Annotated in this window: 14 protein-coding genes; 11 read left to right on the top strand and 3 right to left on the bottom strand. The window is 61.9% G+C overall.

Translation table 11 applies throughout. From position 1 onward, the window contains the following. The first annotated feature begins 74 nt into the window (after positions 1-74). The 11 genes from LDN75_RS12755 (at position 75) to LDN75_RS12705 (ending at position 10,179) form a co-directional block, all read left to right on the top strand. A complete protein-coding gene (locus LDN75_RS12755; protein WP_223932670.1) occupies positions 75-977 on the top strand; it encodes an ABC transporter ATP-binding protein in 903 nt (300 codons plus the stop codon). Continuing rightward, a complete protein-coding gene (locus tag LDN75_RS12750) occupies positions 974-1,738 on the top strand; it encodes an ABC transporter permease subunit (protein WP_223932669.1) in 765 nt (254 codons plus the stop codon). The genes LDN75_RS12755 and LDN75_RS12750 overlap by 4 nt, the downstream gene beginning before the upstream one ends. Positions 1,739-1,740: 2 nt before the next feature. After that, positions 1,741-3,192 (top strand): DUF4389 domain-containing protein, encoded by a 1,452-nt coding sequence (locus LDN75_RS12745; RefSeq protein WP_223932668.1) that lies wholly within the window; start codon positions 1,741-1,743, stop codon positions 3,190-3,192. A gap of 341 nt (positions 3,193-3,533) precedes the next feature. After that, positions 3,534-4,148, top strand: a complete 615-nt coding sequence (locus LDN75_RS12740; protein WP_223932667.1) for a polysaccharide deacetylase family protein — start codon at positions 3,534-3,536, stop codon at positions 4,146-4,148. A 17-nt stretch (positions 4,149-4,165) separates the two neighbouring features. Beyond that, entirely contained in the window at positions 4,166-6,877 is a 2,712-nt protein-coding gene (locus tag LDN75_RS12735) for an HAD-IC family P-type ATPase (RefSeq protein ID WP_223932666.1), read from the top strand. Between the two features lie 9 nt (positions 6,878-6,886). Next, positions 6,887-7,420 (top strand): hypothetical protein, encoded by a 534-nt coding sequence (locus LDN75_RS12730; RefSeq protein ID WP_223932665.1) that lies wholly within the window; start codon positions 6,887-6,889, stop codon positions 7,418-7,420. Next, positions 7,395-7,865 carry a pyridoxamine 5'-phosphate oxidase family protein gene (locus LDN75_RS12725; RefSeq protein ID WP_223932664.1) on the top strand — a complete coding sequence of 157 codons (471 nt, stop codon included), beginning with the start codon at positions 7,395-7,397 and terminating at the stop codon, positions 7,863-7,865. Before LDN75_RS12730 ends, LDN75_RS12725 begins: the two co-directional genes overlap by 26 nt. A 77-nt stretch (positions 7,866-7,942) precedes the next feature. Then, positions 7,943-8,311 carry a DUF5655 domain-containing protein gene (locus tag LDN75_RS12720; RefSeq protein WP_223932663.1) on the top strand — a complete coding sequence of 123 codons (369 nt, stop codon included), beginning with the start codon at positions 7,943-7,945 and terminating at the stop codon, positions 8,309-8,311. 81 nt (positions 8,312-8,392) lie between these two features. Then, positions 8,393-8,881 (top strand): GyrI-like domain-containing protein, encoded by a 489-nt coding sequence (locus LDN75_RS12715; RefSeq protein ID WP_223932662.1) that lies wholly within the window; start codon positions 8,393-8,395, stop codon positions 8,879-8,881. A gap of 2 nt (positions 8,882-8,883) precedes the next feature. Next, complete coding sequence (locus tag LDN75_RS12710) at positions 8,884-9,270, top strand: hypothetical protein (protein WP_223932661.1); 387 nt, start codon at positions 8,884-8,886, stop codon at positions 9,268-9,270. A 39-nt stretch (positions 9,271-9,309) separates the two neighbouring features. After that, entirely contained in the window at positions 9,310-10,179 is an 870-nt protein-coding gene (locus tag LDN75_RS12705) for a universal stress protein (RefSeq protein ID WP_223932660.1), read from the top strand. Positions 10,180-10,499: 320 nt separating this feature from the next. Here the strand turns inward: LDN75_RS12705 and LDN75_RS12700 are convergent, their stop codons facing one another. The 3 genes from LDN75_RS12700 to LDN75_RS12690 form a co-directional block, all read right to left on the bottom strand. Further along, positions 10,500-11,960: a glycosyltransferase gene (locus tag LDN75_RS12700; RefSeq protein ID WP_223932659.1), complete on the bottom strand. Its 1,461-nt coding sequence runs from the start codon at positions 11,958-11,960 to the stop codon at positions 10,500-10,502. A 122-nt stretch (positions 11,961-12,082) separates the two neighbouring features. Next, positions 12,083-12,760: a hypothetical protein gene (locus LDN75_RS12695; protein ID WP_223932658.1), complete on the bottom strand. Its 678-nt coding sequence runs from the start codon at positions 12,758-12,760 to the stop codon at positions 12,083-12,085. Positions 12,761-12,976: 216 nt separating this feature from the next. Then, a complete protein-coding gene (locus LDN75_RS12690) occupies positions 12,977-15,991 on the bottom strand; it encodes a BTAD domain-containing putative transcriptional regulator (RefSeq protein ID WP_223932657.1) in 3,015 nt (1,004 codons plus the stop codon). Positions 15,992-16,115: the final 124 nt, after the last annotated feature.

Genomic DNA, 16,115 nt, shown 5'->3' with positions numbered 1-16,115 from the left:
AGACGCGGCTTCCAGCCAAAAAAGCTCCTCTCCCGGAGTCAGCAAGCCCACGTGCTGTGATCGAATGCACGGGCTTGACCAAAGCATTCGGACGCAAAATTGCCCTCGATGCGGTCAACCTCAGCGTGCCCGAAGGGTCGATCTTCGGTTTCCTGGGCCCCAACGGTGCAGGAAAGACCACTCTGCTCCGCATCATGACGGGCCTGTCCCGCGCTACGTCCGGCGGCCTACGCATACTCGGCATGGATGTCGCCTCGGAAGCCCCCCAGGTCCGTCGCGAGGTTGGCTATCTCCCTGATGTTCCGGCCTTCTACGGCTGGATGACCGCTTCCCAAACCCTGCAGCTCGCTGGCGGGCTATGTGGGCTCAAGGGCGGACCTCTGGCCGATCGGGTCCAGGAGTTGCTGGGCTTCATGAGATTGGACGGAAACAACCAGGCAATCGGGAAGTACTCCCGGGGAATGCGTCAACGCCTGGGCGTGGCACAGGCCCTCATCAACGCGCCCAAACTACTTTTGCTGGACGAACCCACCAGCGCGCTGGATCCCGGCGGCCGGAGGGAACTCCTGGATTTCATCGGTGGCCTGCGGGGGCAGACTACTGTGTTTTTCTCAACGCATTTCCTCAGCGACGTGGAGCGCGTTTGTGACTCAGTGGCCATCCTTAACAAGGGCAGGGTCCTCTCCCAATCCTCGATGGAAGAACTCCGGTCCAGGCACGGACAACAGACAATCGCAGTGGAGGTCAGTACGGGCGCCGAGAGGCTCGCCCAAGCAATCGCCGGAAGGAACTGGAGCATATCGGTGCATCCCGGTCCTCGGGGCGAAATCCTGGCGCGGGTATCGGATGTGGCTGCCGCCCAGCACGAGATTCCCACCATGGTCAGTGACCAGGGCACGGGCCTGGTGCGTTTGGAAAGCACCGAGATCAGTCTGGAAGACATCTTCCTCGAACTCGTTGGAGACCCGGTGCCGTGAACAGCTTTTCAGTCCTCGCCCGCAAGGAAGCCCAGGAGATAGTCCATACGTGGCGCATATGGGTGCTTCCTGCGATGGTGGTCTTCTTTGCCGTCACCGGCCCGCCGCTTGCCCGGATAACTCCTGAACTCCTGGGATCACTCACCGCCGGGTCCCAAGGGTCGATCACCCTGCCCCCGGCAACGTTTGCCGACGCGTACGGGCAGTGGATCAAGAATCTGTCCCAGATCATCCTGTTCGCCATCATCATCATGTACGGCGGAATGGTCTCCACCGAGGTCCGCGAAGGCACTGCGGCATTCGTACTCTCCAAGCCTGTGCGGCGAAGCACGTTCATCACCGCCAAAGCAGCGGCCCACGGGCTCTTCCTCACCGTCGCGATTAGCTTTGGCACCCTGGCAACGTGGCTGGTCACGCTACTTGTCTTTGGCGACGCACCCGCCGGCCGGCTTTGGGGTCCGGCGATTCTGCTCCTCCTCTTCGCCCTCCTGATCCTCGCCTTCATGGAACTCTTTTCGGTCCTGATTCCGGCCCCGGCAGGCGCCGCCGGGGCTGGCCTTGGCCTGTACGCCCTGTTGGCAGTGGGCGGAGCATGGGATCCGTTGGCGAGCTATTCCCCGGCGGGTGTCCCCGGGCTGGCTGCCGCCATAACAGCGAACCAAGCACATCCTTCGCCGGTTTGGCCTGTGGTTACGGGGCTTGTTGCCGCAGTGGCCGCCGTCGTGTTGGCAACGTTGGCTTTTAAGAGGAAAGAACTGTAGCCATGCCAAAACCAGCGTCAATCGCAATGCTCGTCGTCGGGATCATTCTGTCAATCTTCGGATTCGCGCTCACTACGGGAGGGGCAGCGGCCGGTCTACTGGCCTCGGGCCAGGGCGATGAAGGCTACTTCACTTCCCGTACGGAACGCTACACCGTGGCATCGTACGCGTTGGTCTCTCCACAACTGGATGCCATCGGCGAGGGAACTCCCGAAAGGCTCCCCTTTGACGTGGGCACGCTCAGGCTCAGGGCAACACCGGACAAACCTGATGGCCGGCTTTTTATCGGCGTTGCGCCCCAGGCCGATGTTGATGCCTATCTGAAGGGAGTCCACCATACGGAGCTGCAGGAAGTTAAGTTCCAGCCATTCCGCCCCGTCTACCGGGACATCCCCGGGTCGTCCACACCGGCCCCACCCGCCAGCCAACCCTTGTGGGCAGCCTCCGCTTCCGGTCCGGGACGACAGGAACTCACATGGAACATTTCCGCGGGCAGCTGGACCGTGGTTGTCATGAATGCCGACGCAAGCGAGGGCGTTTCCGCCGACCTCCAGGCAGGCTTCCGATCAGAGCTGATTAAGCCCGCGGCAACGGGCCTGCTGCTCGCCGGCACACTTGCCCTGGTCCTCGGAGTGCCGCTCTTGGTGGCCGGCGCCGTAGGACTTGGCAGGCACGGCGGCACTTCTGCGCCGGCGGTCCAACAAGCGCCCTTCGTGGCTGGGCAACAGCCAGCAGCCGCAGGGACCATTGGCTATCCGGTTCGCTTGGGGGGCTATTTGGATCCGACCCTCACACGATGGATGTGGCTGGTGAAATGGTTCCTTGCGATTCCACATTTCTTCGTGTTGTTCTTCCTTTGGTTTGCCTTCGTGGTGACCACCTTTGTAGCGTGGTTTGCCATTCTCTTCACGGGCCGCTACCCGCAATCGCTCTTCCAGTTCAACGTGGGCGTCCTCAGGTGGACCTGGCGCGTGGCTTTCTACGTCTACGCCGTCGGCGGCACGGATCAGTACCCGCCCTTCACACTTGCACACGCCAACTACCCTGCCGACCTGGACATTGACTATCCAGCGCGTCTTTCCCGTGGCCTGGTGCTGGTTAAGTCCTGGTTCCTGCTTATCCCGCACTTGCTCATTGTCGGGGCGATCACTGGCACAGCGACGTGGGCGTGGCGCACGCAGGACGGAGCCGCCGGTCTGGTGGGCGACCGCGGCGGAGGATTGTCGTTGCTTGGCTTGCTGGTGCTTGTCGCCCTGGTGATCCTGCTGTTCACCGGCAGGTATCCCCAAGCACTCTTTGCTTTCATCATGGGCCTGAACAGATGGGTGTACCGCGTCCTGGCGTACGGCGCGCTCATGCGTGACGAGTACCCTCCGTTCCGGCTTGACCAGGGCCCTGACGAGCCGGACGTGGTGCGGCCTCCGGGTCCAAACCAACAGGACGGCTACCCGTGACCGGGAACGGCCTGCCGTCACAAGACCTGCCGCCCAGGAGCAAGGCACGACGGCGGGTGGTCGCCGTCGTGCTTTTGGCCGCCTTGGCGGTGCTTGCGGCGGGCGTTACGCTGATGCTCACCTTGCGGCCAAATGGATCACCTGGCGCCGCGACCCAGGGTGCATCACCGGAGACACATGCGGCAAGTTCCCCTGCCAGTCCAACGCCTTCCTCCCCAGACGCGACGCCAACCACGGAGCCATCCCTGGTTCCCCTACCGGATCCAGTGCCCACCGTACCCGGATCCACCACGGCCGCGCCGCCTGCCCTCCCCTTTCCAGAGTGGCTCCTTGGACAAGACGTGACGTCGATTCCAGGAGCTGGAAACCAGATTGCCTTGACCTTCGACGGCGGCGCCAATGCGGCCGGACTTCAAAGCATTCTGTCCACGCTCGACCGCGAACACGTCCGGGCGACGTTCTTCCTGACAGGAACCTGGGCAGCAGCCAATCCGGACGGCGTGGCACGGATAATGGCAGCAGCGCACCGGCTGGGCAACCATTCGATGACCCACACTGCTTTCACCCAGCTGACGGACCCGATGATCGCTGACGAAATCGGACGCGCCGAATCGGCGATAGTTGCGGCAGGTGGTGCGCCCCGGCCTTTCTTCCGGTTCCCCTTCGGAGACCGCGACTCCCGGACCATCAACACCGTCAACGGCCTCGGCTATGTGCCTGTGCGCTGGAGCGTGGACACTCTCGGATGGAAGGGAACCAGCGGAGGCATGGCCCGTGAATCCGTAGTCCAACGGGTCTTGGGGGGTCTGCAGCCGGGCGGCATCATCCTCATGCATGTCGGTTCGAATCCTGACGACGGCAGCACCCTGGATGCGGACGCTTTGCCGCTCATTATTGAAGGGACAAGGTCCGCCGGATTCGATTTCGTGACTCTCGATGCGCTCTTGGCCGGCTAGACCAAGGATGCTGCCCGATGAAGAATGGCACCGAGCCGGCCCACCATAGCCTGCACGCCCATGAAGTGGTGCTGCTCCTGGAAGCGGATGCGTTTCGCGGCCTCAGGGTGGAGGAAATTGCGGGCCGGAGGCAGGCATACGGACTGAACGTGCTCCCGCGCGCTGCCCGGAGCGGGTTTCTGCGCTCGGCGGGCCACCAGTTCAACAATCCCCTGGTCTACGTACTGATTGCTGCGGCCATCGTGACCATGGTTCTCGGCGAGTACGTGGACACCGGAGTCATTGTTGGTGTTGTGATCGTCAATGTCGTGATCGGACTCATCCAGGAAGTCCGCGCAGAGGCGGCGTTGGAGGCGTTGCGCTCACTTGTTCCGACGCGCAGCGTCGTGGTCAGAGGGGGTACCCGGATGGAGGTCCCCTCCGAATACCTGGTACCGGGAGACCTCGTATTGCTGGAAGCAGGCGACAAGGTTCCCGCGGACATCCGGCTGGTACGTACTTCCGGCCTACGGGTTGACGAGTCCGCCCTGACAGGGGAATCAGAACCTGTGAGCAAGGACGAAGTCGTCCTGCCGCTCACCACACCTGTGGCCGACCGCCGCAACATGCTCTACGGAGGCACCCTGGTCACCACAGGCACCGGTGCCGGAATCGTCGTGGCCATTGCCGGCGAGACGGAACTCGGGGAGATCCAGCGGCTCATGGGGGCAGTCACCCCGGCACCCACTCCCCTTACCAGCAAACTGGCCTCATTCAGCATGACACTCACTGTGGCAATCCTCGGATTGGCCGCAGTTGCTTTCATCATTGGGGTGGGCCGGGGCCAGCATCCGGCCGGAATGTTTACGGCCGCAGTCGCCCTGGCGGTGGGTGCCATACCTGAAGGACTGCCGGCTGCCGTCTCCGTGACGCTGGCCATTGGAGTGAGGAGGATGGCACGCAGACGCGCCGTGGTGCGGCGGCTTCCTGTTGTAGAGACCTTGGGGAGCACCACGGTGATCTGCTCGGACAAGACGGGCACATTCACTGAAAACCAGATGACCGTGACCGCGATCAGGACGCCCGCCTGCCACTACGAGGTCACAGGAACCGGATACGGTCCCGAAGGTAGCATTGTGCCTATTTCCCCTGGGCAAACCACAGGCAAGGCCACCGCGGGTGACGCTGCGCTGCAGTGGTGCCTTGTAGCCGGTGCCGTCTGCAACGATTCCACCGTCTTCCAGGAAGATGGCCAGTGGCATGTACGGGGTGACCCTACCGAAGCTGCAATGATCGTCGTTTCGGGCAAGGACGGGGTGGACATCCCGCGCTTCGTTTCCCGGAATCCCCGGCAGGGCAGCATCCCGTTCACCCACGAACGCCAATACATGGCAAGCTTCCACAAGGACGCTGGCGAGAAATCCGGTAGCCTGCTCCTTGTCAAGGGAAGCCTCGAACGTGTTTTGGAACTCTCTTCCAGCCAAATGGGCGCTGACGGCAGCTCCCAGCCGCTCGACGTCGGGACCATCGGCCGGGCTGCTGAGGAACTCGCCGGATGCGGCCTGCGAATACTCGCAACAGCCATGAATCGCCTGGACGAAGAACCGGCAATCGATGCTGCACCGCCGCTTGAAGGACTCGTGTTCACCGGCTTTCAGGCGATGTACGATCCTCCGCGGGCGGCAGCTGCAGGCGCTGTACGATCCTGCCGGGACGCCGGCATCGCGGTCAAAATGATCACGGGAGACCACCTCGGAACGGCCACCGCGATCGCCGCAGCTGTTGGTCTTGACGGCGGAAAAACCGCCGCCACAGCCCTGTCGGGCACCGACCTTGAAGGCATGAGTGAGGATGAACTGCTGGCGGCCGTCAACACGGCATCAGTTTTTGCGAGGGTGTCTCCGGAGCTGAAACTGCGCCTAATCGATGCACTGCAAAACAAAGGCCATGTCGTCGCCATGACAGGCGACGGCGTCAACGACGCACCGGCACTTCGCCAAGCCAACGTCGGCATCGCCATGGGCCATTCCGGAACAGAGGTAGCCAAGGAGGCATCGGACATTGTGCTGACCGATGATAATTTCGCCACCATTGAGGCCGCGGTCGAGGAAGGCCGGAACGTTTTCGACAATTTGGTTAAATTCATCATCTGGACCCTCCCAACCAATATGGGAGAAGGCATGGTCATCCTGGTGGCCATCGTCATGGGGCTGACCCTGCCCATCCTGCCGACGCAGATTTTATGGATCAACATGACGACGGCTGTCGCCCTTGGCCTCATGCTCGCCTTCGAGCCCAAGGAGCCCGGCCTGATGTCCAGGCCTCCCCGGGATCCCCGCCAGTCCCTGCTGACCTGGACGCTTACGCTGCGGATCCTGCTTGTCTCGGTTCTCCTTGTTGGTGGTACCTGGTGGATCTTCGAATACGAAACAGGCCAGGGATCCACGCTTGAGGAAGCGCGGACGTCAGCCGTCAATCTGTTCGTCATGGTGGAGGTTTTCTACCTGTTCAGCTGCAGGTCGCTGACCCGCTCCGTGTGGAAGCTCCGTCCGTTCAGCAACCGTTGGCTTGTGGTGGGTGTTCTCATCCAAGCAGCCGGACAGGCCGCCATAACCTACTTGCCCTCCATGAACGCCGTGTTCCACACCGCTCCGTTGTCAGCAGAAGCGTGGCTGCGCATCCTCGGCGTCGCCCTGCTGGCTTCTCTGGCGGTGGCATTGGACAAGCACTTTCGCCACAACATCATTTAGGAGGAAGACATGACCATTGTGCTGCTTCTGATCATCCTCGGCTTCGTAGCCGCGACTTCCATAGCCGGTGGCCTCACCATGGCCCTTGGATCGTGGCTCGGTCCGGAACGCCTCGGACTGCCTGCGGAGATACAACTGCCGGCTGAATACCTGGAAGGCTCCCCTTTCAGCACCTATCTGGTTCCCGGAATCTTGCTCGCATGCGTTGTGGGAGGCCTCCATACGGCCGCCTTCGTCCTGCTCCTCAAGCGCAGTCGCTACGCCAGTCCTGCAGCCACCACAGCTGCCTATTCCATCCTGGTATGGATCTTCGTGCAGATGTCCGTAATCCCGTTCAGCGCGTTGCAAGCCGTCTACTTCGGTGCGGGCCTGGCAGAACTGGGGCTGCTGTTGCTTCTGCTCGGTGTCATTCCCCCAACTGGTCGGCAAGACCCGGCATCGCGCGTGGCAGCGAACGGATCGCGCGACGGGACTTTGGGCCCTGTTAGGCGCAAACGAGCCGCCGTAGGATCGCCGCATGACCGACAAGAACATAGTGCCTGAGGCAGAAGTCCTCGAAGCCGACGATTGCTGGAGGCTTCTTGGCGAAACGAATGTTGGGCGACTCTCCGTGATCGTGGACGGCCACCCGGACATCTTTCCGGTGAATTTCGCCGTGGACAACCGGACAATCGTCTTTCGGACCAGTATGGGAACCAAGCAGCAGGCTATTGAAGACAACGCCGTTGTTGCCCTTGAAGCCGACTCGGTGAGCGCAGAATTCGGCATGGCCTGGAGCGTAGTAGTGAAAGGCGCAGCCGGCGAGGCAGGTCCGGGCGGTCCCACCTTGGATGAAGTCAAACGTTCCCTCTTCCCTTGGCAAGGCGTTGGCCAAGACCTTTTGTACCGGGTAGTCCCCCAATCCGTCACCGGCAGGCGCTTTGATCTCTCGGCTCCCATGTCGCTGCGAACTCCGCTGGACGACGCAACCCGCGCAGGCTTGGAGTAAGTCCGGCCGTTGCAGCCATAGCGGGCGGTGATGGCACTGGGCGCCAGACTGCTGCTTCGAAGCCTTGGCAGGGCGTTGTGAGCCCTGCCCTTCCATCCGATGCTGTGGCATTTTTCGATGGATCGCCCCAAGGACTGGCGATCTGCAACGCGGTCTTCAACGCGATCTCCGGCCTCGGGCCGATATCGGTCCGCGTTTCAAAGAGCCAGATCGCCCTCCGACGCCGGCGTGGTTTCGCCTTCCTTTGGCGCCCTGGCAAATATGTGAAATCAACGGTTCCTGTCGTCTTGTCCTTGGCGCTGCCGCACGAGCTCGGATCCCACAGGTTCAAGCAGGTAGCCCACCCCGCCCCCTCGGTGTGGATGCATCATCTGGAGCTTCGGGATCCTGGGATGGTTGATGTGGAAGTGGCCCAGTGGCTGCAGGAGGCCTTTGATGCTGCATAAGACCGGTACGGACGTTCACTGCCTACGTTTTAGAGTCGTTCGGCCCTGTCGGTTGCTGCATGGTCAGGGAAATCTTGAGACATGAGCACCATCGATCTAGAACCCAGACTGATTAAGACATCCGAGCAGCCCACTGCGGTGGTCCGCGAGCGCGTGCCAATGGCCAACCTGACAGAATTCTTCGGCCGTGCCTTCGGTGCAGTCATGGCCGCTGCCCAGGCCCAACACGCCAGCCCCACAGGCCCACCTTTTGCCCTCTACCACGGCATGCCTACTGACACCGTGGATGTGGAGGCGGGGTTTACTGTTACCCCGAACTTCTCCGCTGCCGGGGACGTCATCAGTGGCCGGCTGCCGGAGTCGGACGCGTTCGAGGCCGTCCACAAAGGACCCTATGACACTTTGGAAAGGACGTACGCACTTATTCTTGAGCGAATGAGTGCGGAAGGAATGACGCCCTCCGACACAATGTGGGAGTTCTACCTGAGTGATCCGGAAAAGGAACCGAACCCCGGCAAGTGGCAGACCCGCGTCGTCTGGCCCGTAGTCGGAGCAGTGCAGGCTGACTGACCATGCCGACCCGAGACGACAATCCACGCAAGGGTGACCGTGGCCTCCATCAAGGTCACAGGGCAGACGGTCATCAGCGACGCGCCCAAGGCACCGGGAAACTGCAGATGGTGGTCAAGTTGGAGCCGGACTATCCGGCTGCCTGCCTCATTGTCCGCGGTCACATCTCCACCCAGAACATCCCGGTCATCTTTGCGGTGGTGCGTCGGGTCAACACGGCCGTTCCCGGCGTCGATATCTCCGTGGATCTCAGCCTTGCCAGCATAACCGCCGAGGCACTGGGCCAGCTCAAGGAGGTCTCCAGGAACGGCATGCTGCCCCTCGCGACGGATCCGGCGAGGGTCCCCTGCCACGTCCGGATCCTGGAATCCTCACGACAAATGGCCTGAACGCCACTCACTCCAACTTGACGAAAGCAGGCAACAACAATGAGCAACGACCACACCATCGCCGTCGGCGTAAAGGACTCTACCCAAAGTGAAGCCGCCCTGCTTTGGGCTGGTCGGCGTGCCGAAAAACGGCATGCGCCGCTTGCGATCCTCCATGTCATGGATGATCGTTGGCTGGTTGAGCCCGCTTCGTGGAGGCGTTCCCTCGCCCAATCCGGCGAAAACCTCCTGCAAGCGGCTGAGGCACGTGTCAGGCAGCGTTTCCACGTCAAGTCCACAACCGAGCTGCTCACCGGAAGTGTGGCAGCGGCACTTGGTGAGTACGCCCGGAAGACGTCGCTGATGGTGATCGGTTCGGGCAGCCCCCACCTTGGCGGCTCCATGACAGACCGGGCCCTGCAAATAGCCGGCGCTTCGGCGGGCCCGGTGGCCGTTGTCGGAACGGCAAACGACGAAGAGGACCGGCACGGAATCGTGGTTGGCGTGGACGGTTCGGAGCACTCCCTCAGGGCCGTTGCCTTCGCAGCCGCGGAAGCGGACCGCGAGGGCCAGGAACTCACCGTGCTTCATGCGTACAACGCCCCTGATCCGGTCACGGATGCCGGTTTGGCACCAGCGGAACTCAGGCAGTTGATCAGCGAACAGGAGCGCATTGTATTGTCTGAGACGGTTGCCGGACTCAGCAACTCCTATCCCGACCTGACCATCAAGAGGGTTTCGGAGCCACACAAGGAACCGGTGCGGGCATTGGTGGAGGCAGCCGCCAACGCAAGGTTGCTGGTGGTGGGGAGCCGGGGACGCGGAGGTTTCGCACGCCTGCTGCTTGGTTCGACGGTTCACGGAGTCCTTACTCATTTGCCGTGCCCCACCATCGTCATCCCGCCGGAAAACACTCCGGAGATGGACTAGCCTGAGCCGGTCCTGACGCGGGGTTGGCGTAGCAGGACGCACGTCCGCCAAGGAGGCAACCCACGACGGCGGCAGGCCGCCGTCGTGGGTTCCGGAGACCGCACTCCCCGCAGCCACGGCGGGGACTTTGGTGTGTCCTGAGCGTTTATTCTTGCGACAAGGATGCTTTCACTAGTGAACACATTGCGGCAGCCGCGAAGAGTCGTTCTCCATCCTCAGAAAGACGACTTTGATTCCTGACTGGAAGCCGCTCGATATTGGGCGCGTCCGGCAGGAGTTCCCCCTCCCCGGATCCCGGGCATTGATGAGAAAGACGCCTATCAAGGGAGGGTGTGGAAGGGCGTCTCCGGCCCTACGCCGCGGACAGGTAGTGCATCGTCGCCGCGCAGAATGGCGCGGAGCAGCCGCCGCTCCTCCCACCGAGGCCATGCGGGGGCCCTGCCGCGCCGCAGCACGAGGTCCCCGGTGGGCGCCGCGTACCGTTTCTGCAGATCCCCCAGCTCCTCGGCTTGCAGCAGCGCTATCGTGCTACCCGTAGCCCGGTCGACCAAGCGGACCAATGCGGAGGGTCCCGTGAGATCGGTCGCAACGAAGCGCTGCTCGCTTGCGGCAAGAACTGTCCTTTGCGCCGCGCGGGTCACGACCAGTGGACGTAACGGCCCGCCCAGCAAACCGCTCAGCACGTCCGCCGCGGCGTCAGGGCGGCCGGTTCGTTGCGCCGCTGCCCTCATTCGTGGCAGGCGGCCTGGCTCGCGCAGCACCTCGTCGATCTTCCAGCCGATCGTCGCGGTGCTGTTGCAACGGACGGCCGCACCCTGCTCCATCAGGTAATCGCCGTTGCGAACCTCTTGACCCGGGATAGGGTTTACAAGAACCATAGGCAAGCCTGCAGCCATGCACTCCGACGCCGAAAGCCCGCCGGGTTTGCCCACAAACAGGTCCGCGCGATGCAACAGCTGCGGCATCTCCGCCGTGAACCCGAGCACGCGGTAGCGGTCGCCAGCGGGCGCCACCAGCTGCTCGATGCGGTGCCGCAGCCTATCGTTGTTCCCGCACACTACGGTGGCCCTGAATGCCGAACGCATGTGCATCGTCTGCCGCACCACTGCCAAGGCATAGTCCCCGCCGGTAGCGCCCGCCGAGATCAGCAGCATCGGCGGCTCGCTGGCATCGCGCACCTGCACTAAATCAGGCTGCGTGGCGATGGGGATACCCGTCGCCGCTACCCGGTCGGGAGGCAGACCAAGTGCCAGGAGCTCCACCCGCCCTTCCTCCCTGGCCACGAAAAGCGCGTGGAACGCGCTTGAGAGCCACAGGCCCTGGAAGTCATAGTCCGTTGTCACGACGGCGGTCCTCGCGTCAACTACGCCGCGTAAGAGCAGAGACGCCAGCAGCTGAGCGGGCAGGAAGTGCGTACACACGATCGCGGTCGGTCTGAACCTCTTGATCGCGCTGACGACAGGACCGGCGTTCACGCGCGTCCAGGGGTCGATTGGGCCGCGGCGGCGGAACGGCGGGTTGCTGACGTCGTAACCCCACTCGACCAGCCAGGGCAGGCCCTCGACCAGGACGAAGTAACCCTTCGCCAACAGTGCGCGGTATAGGACGCTACTGACCTGAAGCACGTCCAGCACCTGCACCTCGGCGACGTCGGCGCGCGCGGTGCACGCCTGCTGCACCGCCGCAGCTGCGCTGTTGTGCCCCGCACCAACCCCTGCAGACAGGATCAGCACGCGCTCCCCTGCGGCGGTATCCGGGGCCCGTGCCGACGTTCTGCTCATGAAAGAGAGGCTAGCGGGCATCCATCTGATTGGAAACGGTGGTACTTCAGGGGGCTCAGCGCCGCTGGTAAGTTTTACGGCCAGGCACCGGCAGCGGTCGGATTTGGGGGTGGCGCCCGACATTACCGTCCGCGGGCTTTGTACTCCTCGTTGTTGCGGGCGCGGTAGCCGTAGACCAACAAGCCGATCCCCGCCAGGATCACTACGGCCAGAACGATGAAATCTCCGGCAATGAGCAGGGCAGCGGACTGGAAGGCGAGAACCCCACCCAGCAGCCCAAGCACTGCGGCCGGAATAAGAGGCCACTTCATTCGTTCGGTGCCACCATCGCCGGGGACCGGAACCAAGGAAAGCAGAGCGAAAGTGGCCGCCAGCCCGAGGAACAGGACTGCTGCAGCAGGTGTGCCCTGCAGCTGCTCAGGGAGGCTTGCAACCACTGCCAGGATCAGCATGACTCCACAGGGAATGAGCGCCCACCAGTGACTGCGCTCCCTGAGATAGACCGCTCCAAATCCCGATGCCATGAACAGGAACAAAATCGCTCCGGCAGCGCGTCCCTCCGCGAATTGGCTGGTGGCGATGACTGCGGCCAGGCCCAAGAACACAGAGGCTGGGATTGCTGCCCACCAATTTCCGCGCCGGCGGACGAAGACGGCCACAAAGATGCCTCCCACCGCGGTGAAAGTAAGCGGCGGCACATATGCCCCGCTTCCAATGAGACCGAGCTGGTCCAGAAGCAATAGAACGCCCATCGTCATAAGAATGACGCCGGCGATGATGCTTGTTGTTGTAGTCTTCACCAAAGCCTCCCGGATCTGGTCAGGCGGACCCGCCATCCTGCCTGTTCAAGGCTAGAGTCCTGTCGCGGCCAGCTGTAGGGCACAAAGCCCTGCCTTCCGCTGTCTTAAAACCGGACGCCTGCCAGACTCTGGGAAGCTGCCGCCTCTGCTTGGACAGCCTGTTGCGCCGCTGTCTCCGCGCCGGAGTGTGCTCAGTTGCGCCTCGCCCCACCTGTTCTAGCGCAGTTGGTCAAGGAGGGCCTTCGTCTCCCTCGCTGGTTGAGTCCCTATAGCGGCCAGGGCCGAGACGCATTCGGTATACATCATCAGCACGTCGTCGTGGGACCCCAACGCAGACGCAGCCCGCATACGCAGGCGCCAGGCTGCTTCCCTGAGGGGCTCGTCCGTTAGCACGGACTCGGCGAAGTTGTCGGCCTGCGCATACGCACCGAGGTCGAAGGCCAACTGTGCGCTTTCAAGCCTCAACGCGGCAGATGTTGCCTGGATTTCTGCGCGGCGAACCTCAAACCAATCCGATTTGGCTTTTGGGAGATATTCCCCGGAAGCCAAGATCGGCAACGCCGCTTGGATTTCCTCAAGTCTTGCCCTCGGATCATTACTCCGCGCCCTTTGCGCGACCTGTTCGAAACGCTTTGCATCACTCTCGACTGAGACAAAGTCGGCCAACCCTACGGTGTCATTGGAAACAAACGGGCCGACTCCGTCGGGAAGCACGGAACGGAGTTGGTGAATGACCTGACGTAAGTAGGAACGCGATGTGTTTGTGTCCTGTCCATCAAACAACGCATCCAGCAACTGGGATCGGGTGGCTGACATGCTGCCGATGGAAGCCAAATAGGCCAAAAGCTCATAACATTTCGCGATTCGCGGTTTCGCTTCCATTTCACCAACGAGAATTCTTGGGGTCCCGAACTCATGCAACTGAACTATGACCGTCGAGGAGAGCACTTGACGGGAGTCTTCATTGAGAATTCTGCTTCCAAGCCGGTGCCAATCAGTATCGCTGTTGGCAAGACCGTCGAGCCTTCGTGAGAGCACTTCCGGAAATTCCCGGAGTGCCCGGAGCAGCACTTCATCTGTTCCCTGTTGGTGGGCCGCCGCCAGGGCAATATCCGACGCGGCGTCCGAGGTTTCCTCGTCATCGCAATGCCATGCAGCTTCGGCCAGGTAGACAGCAGCAATCGGTAGCTCCAACACTCGCCCGGAGACGCGCATCGATTCCATGGCTCGCTGAAGCCGGATTCGGGCGGATTCATACTCCCGGAGGATGAGATTGCAGAGGCCCTGCCAGACATCGATTTGCTCTGCAGTGGACTGATAGACACGAGAGGATGCATGACCTTCCAAGGCGTCGAGCACTTGGCGGGCTCGAAGGGGATCGCGCCGCAGCCTGAGTTCAAGTTTCGCTTCGGAAAGTTGGGAGAAAAGATCCCACACGAGAGAGCCATTGCGTCTTGCCTCAGCCCTGCCCTGGGCGATGCAAGATCGTGCCTCGTCTTCGCGTCCCATATCGGTGTACAACTCCGCACCGACCACTGCCCTGAGGCCGGCAGTCAAGACCCCTGCCGCTTCAACCCGCTCATAGAGCCGATGAGCCTCGTCCAATTCGCCGACAGCCCGAAGGGCTGCTACTCGCCAAGGTGCCACCACTGCGTCAGTGGCTGGGTTCCGAGTTGGCGCGGATGCTGCGGCGAGCTCGCCACGCCAGTATCGAAGGCGAAGAACGAGTCCGTCAACGTACACGCTTGTTGTTGAGGACGGGAAAACTGTTGCTGGTTGTTCGTCAATCAAAGTGAGGAGGTACCGCGCCGCCTCCAGTTCCGGTCCATCTTGGGCAACCGCCAAGACTCGCGTGATGTCCTCTACGCGACACGCATGGTAATAGCACCAAATCATCATCGCTGCTGCATTGCTTGAGCTTCGGGCCAAGGCCTCCCGCTGTCCCATGGCCTCGAGTTGATCGGCAATGCGCACGCCCCGCCAGTACTCCTCGCGGGCAACAGCAAGCATGAGTTCAGCCGTCGTAAGGGGGCTGAGGGCGGCTTGACCGTGACCCGCCAGCGCCTCCAGCCACCTATCGGCCACATCGTAGTCACGACGATCTATCAACGTGCCGATGGCCTGTTCGGCGTACGGCAGTGCCTCGCCGTATGCACCAACTGACAGCAGTTCTTCGGTGGCCTCGACCAGGAATCCCTCTGAAGCCAGGAGTTTGCCGAAAAGAATCCTTAGAGCAACCACATCGGCCCGGGGACGCCTCTCCAAAAGAACCAAGAGGTAATCGCGCAGAACGGGGTGATAGCGGACGGTCTTGCCACCAGGCACCCAAACAGCCGGGATCCGGTGGGCACGCAATTCCGTAAGGAATCCCTCGCTACGTTCCAGCCCAAGGGCCGTTGCCCGTGGAGCATCGACGGCGGCAAGCACGGATGTCGTAATCGCGAATTCCCTTAGTTCGTTGTCCAATCCTTGCAGCACATGCGTCCAGAGGTACGCGTGGAGCGGGTCGATCTCTGGCTGAAGTGCGAGTTTGATGGGCTTTGCTGTGGTTCCAGCGAAAAGTACTCCCACCACCCATCCCCCTGTTGATTCCATGACGGCGTCGATGTCATCAGTTGAGCCTCCGGAAATTTCAAGCGCAGCCCGGGCTTCTTCCCGTGTGAAGGCAAGCTCTCGATCGATGAGGAAGTCCAGTCGCTCGGATCCGGGAACAGCGCTCGAGGGAAGAGTGATGGCATTGCGCGAGATCAGGATGATCCTCACGTTCGTTGGTGCAAAGCGCATCAAATGGTCGATAACGTCCATCGCATGGGGGTGATCGGCGATCCGGTCCACCTGGTCCAAAACAAGCGTGATACGGGAATCGCCCAAGAGAGCCTCAACCAACAGGCCTGCAACTTCACCGTGGGGTGCCTGGGAAGAAAACGCATACTTAACCAGCTCAGGGATCTCCGCGGCAAAAGGAGCGAGGGCAGCTGCAATGTAGGTGAGGAGACGGCCTGGTGAAGCATCGGCGGCATCAATGGTTAACCAGGCAGTGCGCTCGTCATATCTGAGCGCATGACGGACCGCGGTGGTCTTGCCCGCGCCGGCGGTGGCACACACCATCAGCACTGGCAAGGCGTCCAGCCTACTCTGAATCGACGTGTCCAGCCGCGGTCTGTTCACAAGGATCTCGGGCAACGGCGGAGGCGTTAGCTTGCCCCGCAATAACGGCAGTGTGTGCTCCATTGACACTCTTAACTCCTGGCACCGGCGGCTGTGAACGGGAACTGAGTCGATGCGTTAACGACAGCCTCGAAAAACCCGAGTGACGGTTTCGGGTCGGTTAACCGGCTCCTCAATACTGTAACGC

The organism is Arthrobacter sp. StoSoilB5 (genome assembly GCF_019977235.1).
GTDB lineage: Bacteria > Actinomycetota > Actinomycetes > Actinomycetales > Micrococcaceae > Arthrobacter.
Note: the sequence above shows the minus strand (reverse complement) of the source record. Positions and strands in the feature narration are given on the sequence as shown.

Coding starts and splice junctions, on each gene's coding strand:
- LDN75_RS12745 (WP_223932668.1), top strand. CDS start 1,741: ATGCCAAAACCAGCGTCAATCGCAATGCTCGTCGTCGGGATCATTCTG.
- LDN75_RS12735 (WP_223932666.1), top strand. CDS start 4,166: ATGAAGAATGGCACCGAGCCGGCCCACCATAGCCTGCACGCCCATGAA.
- LDN75_RS12730 (WP_223932665.1), top strand. CDS start 6,887: ATGACCATTGTGCTGCTTCTGATCATCCTCGGCTTCGTAGCCGCGACT.
- LDN75_RS12725 (WP_223932664.1), top strand. CDS start 7,395: ATGACCGACAAGAACATAGTGCCTGAGGCAGAAGTCCTCGAAGCCGAC.
- LDN75_RS12715 (WP_223932662.1), top strand. CDS start 8,393: ATGAGCACCATCGATCTAGAACCCAGACTGATTAAGACATCCGAGCAG.
- LDN75_RS12710 (WP_223932661.1), top strand. CDS start 8,884: ATGCCGACCCGAGACGACAATCCACGCAAGGGTGACCGTGGCCTCCAT.
- LDN75_RS12705 (WP_223932660.1), top strand. CDS start 9,310: ATGAGCAACGACCACACCATCGCCGTCGGCGTAAAGGACTCTACCCAA.
- LDN75_RS12700 (WP_223932659.1), bottom strand. CDS start 11,960: ATGAGCAGAACGTCGGCACGGGCCCCGGATACCGCCGCAGGGGAGCGC.
- LDN75_RS12690 (WP_223932657.1), bottom strand. CDS start 15,991: ATGGAGCACACACTGCCGTTATTGCGGGGCAAGCTAACGCCTCCGCCG.